At 33.9% G+C, this 15,694-nt stretch carries 14 protein-coding genes and 1 tRNA gene; 13 read left to right on the plus strand and 2 right to left on the minus strand.

All coding sequences use genetic code 11. From position 1 onward, the window contains the following. Window positions 1-61 precede the first annotated feature (61 nt). From J2W95_RS10065 to J2W95_RS10075, 3 genes are all read left to right on the plus strand, one after another. Window positions 62-2,833 (plus strand): 2-oxoglutarate dehydrogenase E1 component, encoded by a 2,772-nt coding sequence (locus J2W95_RS10065; protein WP_310006536.1) that lies wholly within the window; start codon window positions 62-64, stop codon window positions 2,831-2,833. A gap of 159 nt (window positions 2,834-2,992) precedes the next feature. Next, window positions 2,993-4,222 (plus strand): 2-oxoglutarate dehydrogenase complex dihydrolipoyllysine-residue succinyltransferase, encoded by a 1,230-nt coding sequence (odhB, locus tag J2W95_RS10070; RefSeq protein ID WP_310006538.1) that lies wholly within the window; start codon window positions 2,993-2,995, stop codon window positions 4,220-4,222. 86 nt (window positions 4,223-4,308) lie between these two features. Further along, the gene (locus tag J2W95_RS10075) at window positions 4,309-5,544 is read left to right on the plus strand and encodes a TCR/Tet family MFS transporter (protein WP_310006540.1); all 1,236 of its coding nucleotides are present in this window, start codon (window positions 4,309-4,311) and stop codon (window positions 5,542-5,544) included. Here the strand turns inward: J2W95_RS10075 and J2W95_RS10080 are convergent. Further along, on the minus strand, window positions 5,519-5,956 hold the full coding sequence (locus J2W95_RS10080) for a retropepsin-like aspartic protease (RefSeq protein WP_310006542.1): 438 nt from the start codon (window positions 5,954-5,956) through the stop codon (window positions 5,519-5,521). The two genes, J2W95_RS10075 and J2W95_RS10080, sit on opposite strands and share 26 nt — an antisense overlap. Window positions 5,957-6,105: 149 nt before the next feature. On the opposite strand from J2W95_RS10080, the gene J2W95_RS10085 reads away from it, so the two are divergent. The 6 genes from J2W95_RS10085 to J2W95_RS10110 all read left to right on the plus strand — a co-directional run bounded on the left by J2W95_RS10085 (window position 6,106) and on the right by J2W95_RS10110 (window position 12,454). Beyond that, complete coding sequence (locus J2W95_RS10085) at window positions 6,106-6,885, plus strand: TatD family hydrolase (RefSeq protein ID WP_310006543.1); 780 nt, start codon at window positions 6,106-6,108, stop codon at window positions 6,883-6,885. A gap of 64 nt (window positions 6,886-6,949) precedes the next feature. Further along, window positions 6,950-8,086 (plus strand): 1-acyl-sn-glycerol-3-phosphate acyltransferase, encoded by a 1,137-nt coding sequence (locus tag J2W95_RS10090; RefSeq protein WP_310006545.1) that lies wholly within the window; start codon window positions 6,950-6,952, stop codon window positions 8,084-8,086. Then, a complete protein-coding gene (locus J2W95_RS10095) occupies window positions 8,076-9,104 on the plus strand; it encodes an asparaginase (RefSeq protein ID WP_310006547.1) in 1,029 nt (342 codons plus the stop codon). Before J2W95_RS10090 ends, J2W95_RS10095 begins: the two co-directional genes overlap by 11 nt. A gap of 60 nt (window positions 9,105-9,164) precedes the next feature. After that, window positions 9,165-9,251 (plus strand) — tRNA-Ser (locus J2W95_RS10100). Between the two features lie 284 nt (window positions 9,252-9,535). After that, a complete protein-coding gene (locus J2W95_RS10105; RefSeq protein WP_310006549.1) occupies window positions 9,536-10,783 on the plus strand; it encodes a site-specific integrase in 1,248 nt (415 codons plus the stop codon). A 177-nt stretch (window positions 10,784-10,960) separates the two neighbouring features. Then, window positions 10,961-12,454, plus strand: coding sequence for a hypothetical protein (locus J2W95_RS10110; protein ID WP_310006551.1), 1,494 nt, complete (start codon window positions 10,961-10,963; stop codon window positions 12,452-12,454). On the opposite strand, the gene J2W95_RS10115 is transcribed toward J2W95_RS10110, so the two are convergent. Further along, entirely contained in the window at window positions 12,434-12,604 is a 171-nt protein-coding gene (locus tag J2W95_RS10115; RefSeq protein ID WP_310006553.1) for a DNA-directed RNA polymerase subunit alpha C-terminal domain-containing protein, read from the minus strand. The genes J2W95_RS10110 and J2W95_RS10115 overlap by 21 nt on opposite strands. Before the next feature lie 401 nt (window positions 12,605-13,005). Here J2W95_RS10115 and J2W95_RS10120 point away from each other — a divergent pair, with 401 nt between their 5' ends. The 4 genes from J2W95_RS10120 to J2W95_RS10135 all read left to right on the plus strand — a co-directional run bounded on the left by J2W95_RS10120 (window position 13,006) and on the right by J2W95_RS10135 (window position 15,596). Then, window positions 13,006-13,293, plus strand: a complete 288-nt coding sequence (locus J2W95_RS10120; RefSeq protein ID WP_310006556.1) for a helix-turn-helix domain-containing protein — start codon at window positions 13,006-13,008, stop codon at window positions 13,291-13,293. Between the two features lie 24 nt (window positions 13,294-13,317). After that, complete coding sequence (locus J2W95_RS10125; protein ID WP_310006558.1) at window positions 13,318-14,217, plus strand: transcriptional regulator; 900 nt, start codon at window positions 13,318-13,320, stop codon at window positions 14,215-14,217. After that, the gene (locus J2W95_RS10130) at window positions 14,204-14,860 is read left to right on the plus strand and encodes a P-loop NTPase family protein (RefSeq protein WP_310006560.1); all 657 of its coding nucleotides are present in this window, start codon (window positions 14,204-14,206) and stop codon (window positions 14,858-14,860) included. The genes J2W95_RS10125 and J2W95_RS10130 overlap by 14 nt, the downstream gene beginning before the upstream one ends. 406 nt (window positions 14,861-15,266) lie before the next feature. Continuing rightward, window positions 15,267-15,596 (plus strand): DUF6660 family protein, encoded by a 330-nt coding sequence (locus tag J2W95_RS10135; RefSeq protein WP_310006562.1) that lies wholly within the window; start codon window positions 15,267-15,269, stop codon window positions 15,594-15,596. Window positions 15,597-15,694: the final 98 nt, after the last annotated feature.

The following is a 15,694-nucleotide window of genomic DNA, read 5'->3' on the forward strand; positions in this document are numbered from 1 at the left end:
AATAAATTGGTTTATTGTATTTTTGCCGAACTATTTAACAAAAAGTATATTCAATAAGATTATGGATAGGTTTTCATTTTTAAACGCAGCACATACAGAATTTTTCGCACAATTATACGATCAATATTTAGAAAGTCCAGATAGCGTAGAGCCAAGTTGGAGAAGTTTTTTTCAAGGTTTTGACTTTGGAATGACCACATATAATGATGAAAATCCTGTTCAGCGAATTGTTGAATATGTGGAGAGCAATGCTGACTGCAGTTTAGTTTCAGACAAGTTGCAAAAGGAATTCAATGTTTTAAAATTAATTGATGGATACCGCACTCGTGGACATTTATTCACAAAAACAAATCCGGTTCGTGATCGTAGAACATATACACCTACTTTGGATATTGAAAACTTTGGATTAACAACTGCTGATCTTTCAACAGTTTTTGATGCTGCTCAAGTAATTGGTGTTCCACCATGTTCTTTGCAGGATATTGTAACGCGCCTTCAAGCTATTTACTGTCAATACATTGGTGTTGAGTATATGTATATCAGAAATCCTGGTGTTGTAAAATGGATTCAGGACAAACTAGGCGTAAACAATAATCAGCCTAATTTCTCTGTTGAGGAAAAGAAAACAATCTTAAATAAACTAAATCAAGCAGTTTCTTTCGAGAACTTTTTGCATACTAAATATGTAGGACAAAAACGTTTCTCATTAGAAGGAGGAGAATCTGTAATTCCAGCTCTTGACGCTTTGATTGAAAAAGCAGCCGAACAAGGAGTTGAGCAGTTTGTAATGGGAATGGCTCACCGTGGACGTTTGAACGTTTTGGCTAACATTTTCGGAAAATCAACTCAAGATATCTTCGGTGAATTTGACGGAAAAGATTACGACCAAGAATACTTTGACGGTGACGTTAAATACCACTTAGGTCTTACTGCCGATAAAGTAACTAAATCTGGTAAAAAAATCAACATCAATTTAGCTCCAAACCCTTCGCATCTTGAAACAGTAGGTGCAGTAATCGAAGGAATTACAAGAGCAAAACAAGATAAATATTTCCCAGATGATTTCTCTAAAGTCTTGCCAATCGCCGTTCACGGTGATGCTGCAATTGCAGGTCAGGGGATTTTGTATGAAATCATTCAAATGTCTTTGCTTGATGGATACAAAACAGGCGGTACAATTCATATTGTAATCAATAACCAAGTTGGTTTTACAACTAATTATCTAGATGCTCGTTCATCCACTTATTGTACAGATGTTGCCAAAGTAACACTTTCACCAGTATTGCACGTTAATGCTGATGATGCTGAAGCTGTTGTGCATGCTGTGTCTTTTGCTTTGGATTACAGAATGAAGTATGGTCGTGATGTATTTATAGATTTATTGGGATACAGAAAATACGGTCATAACGAAGGTGATGAACCTCGTTTTACACAACCTGTTTTATATAAAATCATTGCAAAACATCAAAATCCGAGAGATATTTATGCAGAGAAATTATTAACGGAAGGTGTTATTGATGCTTCTTTTGTAAATGCTTTGGAAAAAGAATATAAAGCAGATCTTGAAGAAAATTTAGAAGCTTCACGCAAAAAAGACTTGACAATCATTACACCATTTATGCAAAATGAATGGAAAGGATTCAAGCAAGTTTCTGATGTTGTGATGTTGCAAAAAGTAGATACTGCTTATGCTAAAAAATCATTAGATTCTATTATCAAAACGGTATCGACTTTGCCATCTGACAAGAAATTCATTAACAAAATAAGCAAAATTGTTTCTGATAGAAAAGCAGGATACGACAACAATACTGTAGATTGGGGAACTGCTGAAACACTAGCTTATGGTTCTCTTTTGAGTGAAGGATTTGATATTCGTATTTCAGGTCAAGACGTTGAGCGCGGTACATTCTCTCACCGTCACGCCGTAGTTAAAGTAGAAGATTCTGAAGAAGAAGTGATTTTATTGAACGCTATCGAAAACAAAAAAGGAAACTTCAATATTTTCAATTCACACTTGTCTGAATACGGAGTTCTTGGTTTTGATTATGGTTACGCTTTGGCAAATCCAAATGCATTGACTATTTGGGAAGCACAATTTGGAGATTTCAGCAACGGAGCCCAAATTATGATTGACCAATATATTTCTTGTGGAGAAGACAAATGGAACAATCAAAACGGAATTGTTTTATTATTGCCACACGGATACGAAGGACAAGGAGCAGAACACTCTTCTGCAAGAATGGAGCGTTACTTACAGCTTTGCGCCAGACATAATATGTATGTTGCCGATTGTACTACGCCAGCCAACTTCTTCCACTTGTTGAGAAGACAAATGAAAACGACTTTCCGTAAGCCACTAGTTGTATTCTCTCCAAAGAGTTTATTGCGTGATCCAAGATGCGTTTCAACTGTAGAAGAATTAGCAAAAGGAAGCTTCCAAGAAACTATCGATGACGAAACAGTAAACAAAAAAGATGTGAAAACATTGGTTTTCGTTACAGGTAAATTCTATTATGATATTACTGCCGAAAGAGAAAACAACGGAAGAAAAGATGTTGCAGTTGTTCGTATCGAGCAATTATTCCCTTTCCCAGCAGAACAAATCAAAGCAATTATCGCTAAATATCCAAACGCTGATGATTATGTTTGGGCACAAGAAGAGCCTAAAAACATGGGAGCTTACAGCTTTATGTTGATGAATTTCGATTTTATCAAATGGAGATTGGCTTCATTAAAAGCATATGCAGCACCGGCATCAGGAAGTTACACAAGAGCAAAACGTCGTCATGCAGATGCTATCAGAATGGTGTTTGATAAAAATTTATTTAGATAATTAGGAGCTATTTCCTGCTGTACACTATATCTTTTTCTTTTTAAAGAAAAAAGAAAAAGGATGCCGTTTCCATCAGGGCTAGAAAGAACAATAAGAATAAACAGAAGTTGTTTTTAGAACAATTTAAAATTTAAAATTCATAATTTAAAATAATAAGACATGATTTTAGAAATGAAAGTCCCATCACCAGGGGAATCAATTAAAGAAGTAGAAATTGCAACTTGGTTAGTAAAGGATGGAGATTATGTAGAAAAAGACCAAGCGATTGCTGAGGTTGATTCTGATAAAGCAACACTTGAATTACCAGCTGAATTGAGCGGAATTATCACGTTAAAAGCAGAAGAAGGTGACACAGTAGCAGTTGGGGCAGTAGTTTGTCTTATTGATACTGATGGAGCAAAACCATCAGGTTCTGCACCTGCGGCAGCTGAAGCTCCAAAAGCAGCACCTGCACCTGCACCAGTGGCTCCGACTCCAGTAGCAGCAGCGCCTGCACCAGTTGCATCTTATGCTGCAGGAACACCATCTCCAGCGGCGAAAAAAATATTGGATGAGAAAAACATAGCTCCATCTTCTGTAACAGGAACTGGAAAAGCTGGAAGAATCACAAAGGATGATGCTGTAAATGCTGTGCCTTCAATGGGAACTCCAACAGGTGGTTCTCGGGGTACTGAAAGAACGAAATTATCTATGTTGCGTCGTAAAGTAGCTGAAAGATTAGTTGCAGCTAAAAACGAAACTGCAATGTTGACTACTTTCAATGAAGTGAACATGACGCCAATCAACTTGATTCGTAACGAATACAAAGATGCATTCAAAGCAAAACATGGTGGACTTGGTTTAGGATATATGTCTTTCTTTACTAAAGCCGTTACTAGAGCTTTAGAATTGTATCCAGACGTAAACTCAATGATGGATGGTGATCACAAAATCGCTTTTGATTTTGCAGATATCTCTATCGCTGTTTCTGGACCAAAAGGACTTATGGTTCCTGTAGTTCGTAATGCTGAAAACTTGACTTTCCGTGGAGTTGAAGCAGAAATTAAAAGATTAGCACTTAGAGCTCGTGATGGACAAATTACAGTTGACGATATGACAGGTGGTACTTTTACAATCACTAACGGTGGTGTATTTGGATCTATGTTGTCTACTCCAATCATCAATCCTCCTCAATCTGGAATTTTAGGAATGCACAACATTATCGAGCGTCCGATTGCTGTAAATGGTAAAGTGGAAATTCACCCAATGATGTATGTAGCACTTTCTTATGACCACAGAATCATTGATGGTCGTGAGTCTGTTGGTTTCTTGGTTGCTGTAAAAGAAGCTTTAGAAAACCCATTAGAATTGTTGATGGGTGGTAACGCTAAAAAAGCATTGGAATTGTAATTAAGTATATTTCTTAAAATAAAAAAATCCGTTTAGAAACATCTCTAAACGGATTTTTTGTTTATTTGCCTCACTAAAAAATATTTATGGCATCAAGCAAAAAACAAGCCGCTATCAGCTTTATCTTCATTACAATGTTAATCGATATTACGGGCTGGGGAATTATCATTCCTGTTATTCCAAAATTGATTAAAGAATTAATACATGGAGATGTCAGTGAAGCAGCAAAATACGGTGGTTGGTTAACTTTTGCGTATGCAATAACCCAATTTATGTTTGCGCCTCTAATTGGAAACTTGAGTGATAAATTTGGGAGAAGACCTATAATTCTAATTTCGCTTTTTGCTTTTTCATTAGATTATATATTGTTAGCATTTGCTCCAACGATTACATGGCTGTTTGTAGGAAGAATAATTGCGGGATTAACAGGAGCAAGTATCTCAACAGCTTCGGCATATATAGCCGATGTGAGTACACCAGAGAATAGAGCCAAGAATTTTGGGATGATTGGTGTGGCTTTTGGTTTGGGGTTTATAATTGGGCCAGTGATTGGGGGCGTTTTGGGGCATTACGGTTCTAGAATCCCTTTTTACGCAGCAGCAGTTTTGTGCATGCTGAATTTCTTGTACGGTTATTTTATTTTGCCAGAATCATTGTCAAAAGAAAACAGAAGACCAGTAAATTTGAAAAGAGCCAATCCAATTGGAGCCTTTTTGAATTTAAAAAAATACCCTTCTCTATATGGGTTATTGTTTGCTCTGTTTTTGATCTATGTTGCATCACATGCTGTAGAAAGCAATTGGAGTTATTTTACCATGTACAAATTTAATTGGGACGAAAAAATGGTCGGAATTTCACTCGGTGTTGTTGGTGTTTTAGTAAGTCTTGTTCAAGGAGGATTGATACGATGGACTAGCCGAAAATTAGGAAATGAAAAAAGTATTTACATTGGAATGACATTATATACTATTGGAATGTTTTTGTTTGCTTTTGCTTCAGAAAGTTGGATGATGTTTCTCTTTCTGATTCCGTATTGTCTTGCGGGGATTGCTGGTCCCGCATTGAGGGCTATAATTTCGAATCATGTTTTGCCATCAGAGCAAGGAGAAATTCAAGGAACAATTGCGAGTTTAATGAGTGCTGCAACCATTATTGGCCCCCCAGTAATGTCGAGCCTTTTTTATTATTTCACACATAAAGACTCACCATTTGAATTTGCAGGAATGCCATTTGTTCTGGGTGGTTTATTGATGATGGTTAGTGGGATTGTGTCTTATTTTTCATTGAAAAAGTATACTACTTCAAATATAAACAATGATTAAAGTAATCAATGATTCCCTTCCCTTTCATTAAAACATCGGCACCAATGATGCCATGAACAGGTTTTACTTTATAATGGCTTAAGGCCTCATTTACATGTGACAAATCGAAGATCACCAAATCAAATTTATTCTGTTTCCAGTTGTTTAATTGAAGTTTATTGTTGGAGGATACTTGTGTCAACATTCCCGTTGCTCCGGCACCTGAAGCTTTGGTTTTGGAATTTTTGGCTTCCAAAGCAAAATATTCGATGCTTTCAAATCCCACACAGCTATTCGAGGCACCTGTATCCAGTATAAAATTTCCTTTTACGTCATTGATTTTTGCTTTAATCAAAAGGTGCTGTGTTTTAGTAACTTTAAATTTTACTTTTTTGTAATCAACCTTCTTTAGTTTTGCGTGTAAATTTTTCATATCGAGGATTGCTATTGTAAAGTAAAAATAGTGTTATACCAGTTATGTTTCATTATTTGGTCTGTAAAAATTCTGATAGAGCTTTATGAAACCCCATTTTTTTGGAAAGCCCGCTTTTTAGAGTAATTTTGCAACATTAAATTTTACACTTGGAAACAAAGGCAATACTTACCGATACCCACACCCATTTATATTCAGAAGAATTTGATTTGGACAGAAGCGAAATGATGCAACGAGCAATTGATAATGGCGTTACACGCTTTTTTGTTCCAGCGATAGATTCGACTTGTACACAAAGTATGTATGATTTGGAGCGTAATTATCCTGATAATGTATTCTTGATGATGGGGTTGCATCCTACTTATGTAAAGGATAATTATTTGGAGGAATTGCAGCATGTTGAAACCGAATTGGCCAAAAGAAAGTTTGTTGCTATTGGTGAAATAGGGATTGATTTATATTGGGATAAAACGCATTTACCCGAACAACAAATCGCATTTAGAAAACAAATCCAGTTAGCCAAAAGATATAAACTTCCGATAGTCATTCATTGTCGTGAGGCTTTTGATGAAATATTCGAAATTCTGGAAGAAGAGAAATCACCAGAATTATTTGGAATTTTTCACTGTTTCTCTGGAACTTATGAGCAGGCTTTACAAGCGATATCCTATAATATGAAATTGGGAATAGGAGGAGTGGTTACTTTTAAAAACGGAAAAATAGATCAATTTTTGAATAAAATCGATTTAAAGCATATTGTTTTGGAAACGGATTCTCCTTATTTGGCTCCAATTCCTTATCGTGGCAAACGCAACGAAAGCAGCTATTTAATAAATGTTGTGGATAAATTAGCTCAGATTTATGGCCTTTCGGCAAATGAGATAGCAGCTGTAACGACCGATAATTCTGCAGAAATATTCGGTATTTAATGTCGATTTTCTGTAACTTTAATATTTTTTTTGTTCTTTTGTCCAACTAAATTGAAAACCAACAATGAATAAATTTGATGCGATTCGGTCTTTTTATGATTCCGAAATAAACGAAGGAATAATAAAAGTTATTGATCATCCGATGATGAAAGCTTTAATGAACTTTTGTTTTCCTGGGACAGAAGATGAAATTTGGAAAGAGCAACTTCGCAAAACTCATTCTATTCGTGATTTTCAATGCAACTTTATTTATTATGGAGTGCAACAGGTGTTGGAGAAAAGCTCGGAAGGCTTAACCACATCGGGTTTTGAAAAATTAGAACAAAATACTTCTTACCTTTTTGTTTCCAATCATAGAGATATAGTTTTAGATACAACATTGTTGAATTCTTGTCTGTTCGAGCATGGATTGGATATGACTTCATCGGCTATCGGAGACAATTTGGTCAAAAAATCATTTTTAAAAATACTAGCGAAACTAAACAGAAACTTTTTGGTTCTGCGTGGATTATCACCAAGAGAATTATTGGTAAGTTCCAAATTACTTTCTGAGTATATGGCCCAGTTATTGTTGCACGAAAATCGTTCAGTTTGGATTGCGCAACGCGAGGGAAGAACCAAAGACGGAAATGACGAAACAAATCCTGGGGTTTTGAAAATGATTGCCATGGGATCTGATGAGCCTAATATAATGGACTACTTTAAGAAAATTAAAATTGTTCCAGTTTCTATTTCATACGAATATGACCCGACTGATGCTTTGAAAATGCCACAGTTATTGGCTGAAGCAAATAATGAAATTTACATCAAAGAAAAAAATGAAGATTTCAAAACATTGTTGAGTGGAATCATTGGTCAAAAGAAAAGAATTCATATACATATAGGCGATGTTATCGATACCGAAATCGATGAGATTATTAAAAATGTAGATACTACTAATAAGCAAGTACAAGCATTGGCACAAGTAATAGACGACTCCATTTTGAGTAATTACAAATTGTGGACAACTAACTTTATTGCTTACGATATTTTGAACTGTTCGAATCGATTTTCTCATTTGTATACCGAAAATGAAAAATTGCTTTTTGAGCGACGTTTGGAGATGAGAATTGATCATGAACATCCAGTTGCCAAACAAGGGTTTTTGGATATGTATGCGAATCCAGTTGTCAATAAATTGAAATATGTCGATGAACTCTAAATCCAAAATTCTTTTGATTTATACCGGTGGAACAATTGGTATGAGAAAGGATTTTGAAACGGGAGCGCTTAAGGCTTTTAATTTTAGCAAACTCCTCCATAATATTCCCGAGTTAAAATTACTGGATTGCGAAATAGATACTTTTTCATTTGAAAATCCTATTGATTCGTCGAATATGAACCCTGAGCATTGGGCCGAAATCGCTCGTACTATCGAAAATAATTACGCAAATTTTGATGGTTTTGTAGTGCTTCATGGGTCTGATACCATGTCGTATTCAGCTTCGGCATTGAGTTTTATGCTCGAAAATCTTTCAAAACCTATCATTTTTACGGGCTCCCAATTACCTATTGGGGATTTGAGAACCGATGCTAAAGAAAATTTAATTACAGCGATTCAAATTGCTTCTTTACAAGAAAATGACCAACCGTTAATTAAAGAGGTTTGTCTCTATTTTGAATACAAATTATACCGTGGCAATAGAACAGTCAAAATAAATGCTGAACATTTCAGGGCATTTATTTCTCCTAATTATCCTTTCTTGGTAGAGTCTGGAGTGCATTTAAAAATAAATTCGGAATTGTTTTTGCCTTCAAATGATGGAGCTTCTTTAAAGGTTCACATGCATTTGGATAATAATGTAGCGATCATCAAAATGTTTCCGGGAATAAGTGAAACAGTACTCTCTGCCATTTTGAATATTGATAGTTTAAAAGGGATTGTGCTCGAAACTTATGGCGCAGGAAATGCACCCACGGAAGATTGGTTTTTGGCACTTTTGCAAAATGCAATAAATAGAGGTTTACATATTGTAAATGTTACGCAATGTTCGATAGGCAGTGTGAGCATGGGACATTATGAAACAAGTACAACCATGAAAAAACTGGGAATTATTTCAGGGAAAGATATTACTACGGAAGCCGCAATTACCAAATTAATGTATTTATTGGGGCAAAATATAGCTACATCAGACTTCAAAAATGTATTCGAAACTTCTTTAAGGGGAGAAATGCAATAATATTGATTTTTTTATTTCCGAAATTCATTTTTTTTAATGTTCTTTGCACACCAAAATAATAGAGAGGTGTCCGAGTGGTTGAAGGAGCTAGCCTGGAAAGCTAGTATATGGGTAACTGTATCGAGGGTTCGAATCCCTTCCTCTCTGCAGAATTACTTTCAAAAGGTATCAAAACCCCCAAAATCTTATGATTTTCGGGGTTTTTTCTTTTAATGAACTTTCAAATTATACATTCTTTATCAAATTTCAAGGAGCAAAATCGAGACCCTAAAAAATCAAAATATTGGGTCTCGCAAATTGATTAGCTGTAAAACTGAATCACCTGATTTAGCAGGGGGTTGCAACCCCGTTGTAAGCACTATCATTTTTTGAACATCTTGTAAATAGACAAACCTTATTATAACTTAATTGTATAATTTAAAGGTTACCAAATGAAAACAAAAACCACCCTGCATTTTTATGCTAAATCAACAAAGAGCAATTCATTAGGCTTATTTCCAATTTATGTTAGGTTGACTGTAGACGGAAAAAGATTAGAGTACAGCACTAAAAAATTTATTGATCCAGCCAAATGGTCATCAAACACGAGCAGAATGAAAGGTAATTCGGAAGAAGCTCGTTCAATAAATAGTCTACTCGATTTTATAAAAAACAAAATAAATGAAATTCAATACGAACTTTTAAAAGATGGAGCTTCATTTACTATCGAAGAATTTAAAAATAGATTACTTGGTACAAAAGAAAGAACCCGAACGCTCATCCCAATCTTCCAGGATCACAATAATAAAATTAAAGCACTGATCGGAAAGGAATACGCTTCAGGAACATTCGAACGCTATGAAACTTCGTTAAAGCATACTAAAGACTTTCTGTTGTGGAAATACAATGTATCGGATGTCGATATCATAAAAATTGATCATGCCTTTATTACAGATTTTGAATTCTATTTAAGAAGCGTTCGCAATTGCGCCAACAACACAGCAGTAAAATACATCAAGAACTTCAATAAGATTATTAAAATCTGTCTGGCTAATCACTGGATTGAGAGAAATCCTTTTGCGAACTATAAATCAAAAGTAAAAGAAGTGGAAAGAGTATACCTTTCAGATGATGAAATCCAAGAAATAATCAATAAAGATTTTGGAATCGACAGGCTTTCATTAGTTCGTGATATCTTCCTTTTTAGCTGTTTTACCGGACTTGCTTACATTGATGTAAAGAATCTTACCAAATCACATATTAGCCATGGAATAGACGGTGAAAAGTGGATATTTACACACAGACAAAAAACAGAATCAGCTTCAAAAATCCCAATACTTCCGGTAACACAAATGATCATTGAAAAATATGAAAATCATCCGCAGTCAATTAATGAAGATCGATTACTTCCTATATTAAGCAATCAAAAAATGAATGCCTATTTAAAAGAGATTGCTACAGTTTGTAAAATCAACAAAGAACTAACTTTCCATATCGCCAGACACACTTTTGCTACAACAATTACATTGACAAACGGAGTGCCTATTGAATCTGTTAGCAAAATGCTTGGCCATAAAAATTTGCGTACTACTCAACATTATGCAAAAGTCTTGGATAAAAAAGTCGGTGAGGATATGAAAATTCTAAAAGATAAATTTTCAAATATTACAATAGGTGAAAATTTAAAATCTGTTAACTAATGATTATTAAAATGTTAAATTATTTGTAAGATAATTACAAATTAAATTATACCTTGCGCAAAAATTTAACATCAATTAACCACAATTGATATTAAATGACTAAAAATTCCAAATACAAATTTACATTCTACAAAACGAGAATTAGTATTTAAACTATAGAATTTTTAGTGCCCCTTTATGAAAATATCCTATTTACTTGAATGTTATGATGTAGTCTTTCGTCAAACAATTTCTCCAATTACCAATTCAAATAAAACCATTTTTGAAGAACTTAGTGTCAATGAAAAAAAATCATACCGTATTTTTGAAATTGAAATTAATAAAAATAAAAGCACTGACAATTTAAAAATTTGTCAAACGTTTCATTCCTTGCATCCACAAGTTCAAGAATTAGAATTGAAATGTATTTTTCATTTCAATGAATTTGTGGACTATATTCCAGTATTAAAATCAATAATCAAATTTACTGGTGAAAGTATCTCCATTGCAAAGCATCTTGAATGTCCAAATAAATTTTATGTTTATGAAAAATGCTCTATAAGCGAAATACCAGTCATAGAACGTCACTTATACTATATTCATCAAGTTTTAAAAAATGAAAACCTCAACATAAAACGGGCAATAAAAGAACAAGTATTTAAGTATAAGTCAAACGTAAAAATTGAACACTTTATCAATAAAATTCAATTGGCTTTGGAATGTCAATTGCATTTATTGATAAAGCATATAGAACCTAAAACCAAAAAAGAGCTTTATCAATACTCCAACAATTTCGATAAAATAGATTGTTTAAAATGTCAATTTTCCCATTTGGAAAAACTGCTTGTATTCCTGGAAAGGGAATACATGGAATATTTAAATGACAAATCTATGGTTCCTTATAGAACTGTTTTAATAGATGAAGTCGAAATAGCTTCTAAATTAGATTACGTCCGTAATTCATTGCTATCAATGGTTGTCGAAAAAAAATTACTGCAAATAATCTTCGAACCATTATTAAAGCTAACTAATTTACATGCCCATGAAAAAATCAGCTATTACAAATACAATTACTCCAAAAAATATGTAACTGATATTGCAAAATTTATATACCAAAATCCAAACGGAATAGCGCAATTGGAATGGTGCACTTGGTTGATAGAAATGGAAGTCAATATGTTTACCTTTTTCGATTATATGACTTCTATTTTAAAAAATGAGTTTAATAATTGCGATACCGAAATTGAGAGATTAGAATTGATGTTTCATTATTTAAAATTTTATAACCAATCTAAAAACAAGCATGGAGTTTCATACAAAGAAAATCTTCCCGAAATAAAATTTCAAATTTATACCTGGCTCGAAGAGGAAATTGAGTTCTTATCAAGAAAAAGGGAACTCACAAAAAAGATAGAACTTCATAATGAGTGTAATGGAAATCAAACAAAAATACATCTTGACCTTTCTGTAGAACAATTAGGCTATGCTATTAGTTTAATGATTAAATCAGGCTTAATAAAAAATAAAAAAATCAAAGACGTCCTCCAGATAGCAATACAGATTATTAAAACAGACGCAATAGAAGCAATCTCATATGACAGTTTGCGAAATAAATTTTATGATGCAGAGACAAGTACAACTGAAGCTGTAAATAAAAAAATTGAAAACCTTTTAAATTTTGCGAAGCTGTAATATTTCCTTTAAAATACGGTATCCAAAACCATGCATTTTAAGTAAGTCTTCATCCGAAATAGTTAATAATTCCGCTAAAGTCTTAAGATTATTTAGCTTCATAAAAGTCAATAATTCGGTGCTTGGAGTAAATTCTAAACTTGTTATCATAAAAATAATTCGGCAGTACAAAGTTGCAAAAACAACCTGCGTGGGACATCTATCATCAGCCACAGAGGTACCGCCAAGCACCCACAGCACACGATTAACAGAGCCCACGCATTGCGTAGGCGAACAGTTAATTCGTGAGCTGATTTAGAATCTTTTGGCGGTTTTCTGTGGCTCTACTTAACTTTCGCTATATGTATTGAGTAAACACTCAATTATTTTATTGTCGCACAAATTTAAACAAATACCCCTATTCCAAGCCATTTTAGCAGAATATAAATAAAATACTAATTATTTTTTTTAGTGTTTACTGTACTTTGTTGGGGGTTGCAACCCTTTTGCAACTGTTTTGGTGTATCAAAATTAATTCTATTTGCCATTATTAATTACTAAACATTAAAACTATGGCAATCGAAGTACTTACAAAAGAAGACTTAAATCAATTCAAAACTGAATTACTATCTGCAATTTCACAACTGGTAATTGCAAATCCACAAAACAAACAGAAATGGCTCAAATCCAAAGAAGTCCTTGAACTGTTGACCATGTCACCTGGCACCTTACAAAACCTGAGAATAAATGGAACATTAACCTTTACCAAAATTGGTGGAACTATCTATTATGACCAAGACGATATCAATAAAATGCTGGAGCGAAATAAAAAATCGTCGAAATTGACACTTTTCAAATAATTTATAACTTTTCAAATAATTAATATGAACTATATCAAACACCTATCTGGATTTTTTCAAAAAATAATCTACGATACCGAATTTAATCCTTCTCATGTTAGTTTGTATATGGCATTATTTCAAACATGGAATGTCAACCGTTTTCAAAATCCAATTAGCATTACCAGAAATGAAATGATGCGGATTAGTAAAATATATGCAAAAGGGACATACCATAAATGCATTAACGAATTAAACGCAAAAGGATACATAAAATATGAGCCTTCAAACAATCCATTCAGAGGAAGTTTAGTCTATGTCAACAACCTAGAAATTAGCCCGGAGCTACCAAGTAAGAAAGAACAAAGAAGATCAAAAAATGAACCACCCACTGAACATCTTATTGAACAAGTAGTGAACAAGCGCAAGACAAGTACATTGCCAACTCCTAGACAAGCACTGGTATCTTATATAAACAATACAAACAATACAAACGATTTAAACATTGAAAACGGGAACGTGCAAGAAAAAAATTCAAATAGTGATATTTTAGAATTTGAAAAATTTATACCATTCGAAAAGGAGAAAAAAAAGTTGCGCGAAAAAAAAGAAATGTTTTCAACATTCGCCGAATCCGATAAAAATCAAATTAAAAAAGGGTGGCAAAAAGAAATAACGCAAAGCATTCCTCCAAAACTGGAGGATGTAAAATTATATTTCATTTCGCAACAAACCGAAGAAATCGAAGCAGAGCGTTTTTTCAATCACTTCCAAAGCAATGGTTGGTTAGTGGGAGGAAAATCCAAAATGTACGATTGGCAAGCTTCGGCCAATAATTGGATTTTAAACCTGCAAACTTTTCAGCCACGTAAAATGGCAATATCAAATCCAGTACCAGGGAATTTAAAGACGTCCAACCAAAAGAAATACGATGAACCCTTATAGTGAAATTCAAAAAACATTTGCGGTAAAAAATGGTGTCAAAATGTACGACTTCGACAAATGCTTAGTGGCTTTACAAAACATTGGGCATTACCACTTTGGCACCCAATTCAAAATTTACGATGAGGACTTACCGGTTATACACAAGCTAATTACTTATGCCATTCGAGACCATGCTTCAACTATAAAATTGAATCTAAATCCAAACAAAGGAATCATATTGTCGGGCCCCGTTGGATGTGGCAAAACCTCATTGATGTTCCTGCTTAATTATTTCTGTTCTTCAAGCTACAGTTACAAAATAAAACCGTGTAGAGACATAGCATTTGAATTTGCTACAAATGGATATGATGCTTTATTTCCCTTCACCAAAAAAGAATACAAACAAATCAAACTCAATACTTTCTGTTTTGATGACCTGGGCACCGAAAAGCAAATCAAACATTTCGGAAACGAGTGTAATGTAATGGCCGAAATAATCCTCAGCCGTTATGATTCGTTTATCCACGAAAAATCCCTAACCCACGTAACCACCAATCTTTCGGCTTCAGAACTCGAAGCTTGTTATGGTGACCGAGTACGATCCCGAATGAGGCAAATGTTCAACCTCATCGCATTTGATAGAGAAACAAAAGACAAGAGATAAGGTTAAATATTCATGAACTCAAAAAAAAACAATATAAAAAAGTGAATACATGTTTAACTTCATCGCTTTTGATTGAAAAACAAAGATAAGCGATGAGGTTGAACATTCATGAACTCCTAAAAAACAATATGAAAGCTTGAATAAATATTCAATTTAATTGCATTTGATAAAGTAGCAAGTGATAAACGCTAAATTAAAATTAATAAACCCATATAAGTTTGAGAAATTACCCAACTCACAACCCATTTTTCATTCCTAAGGATAGTTGAAATACGAAAACTCAAAACCCAAATCACACAACGGATCCATGAAAATAAAAACCACCACTTCAATTATATCACAAATAATTAATAACCATTATAAATAATTTTTTAATTATAATTATAAATATTCTATTTTTACAGTCGTGAAACTTCTAAACACCATTTTATCAGTTATCATTTTGGCACTTTCCTGTATGCCCTGTACTGATATGGAAGGAAGTCGCGTTTCTCATTTGTCAGCCGAAATTGCTTCGAATAATGACAGTCATCCACATAATGGGCAAATCGATTTATGTTCCCCTTTTTGTGCGTGTAATTGCTGTAGCACACATGTGGTAACCTATTTTCCTATAATCGCAACTGATTTGCCAATAGTTACTAATGTGATCAAAATATCTTTGCCAACTACCTATAAGTCAATTTTTTCTTCCAATTTCTACGGAAGTATTTGGCAACCGCCTCAAATAGCATAATGATGCCCGTCCCGATGGCTATCGGGATTCGGGTTAGAAAATTGTGACCTTATCACAAATAATGGCAAATATTCTATTTGCTAATTTCTAAATTCATT

This window comes from Flavobacterium granuli (assembly GCF_031456055.1).
Lineage (GTDB): Bacteria > Bacteroidota > Bacteroidia > Flavobacteriales > Flavobacteriaceae > Flavobacterium > Flavobacterium granuli_A.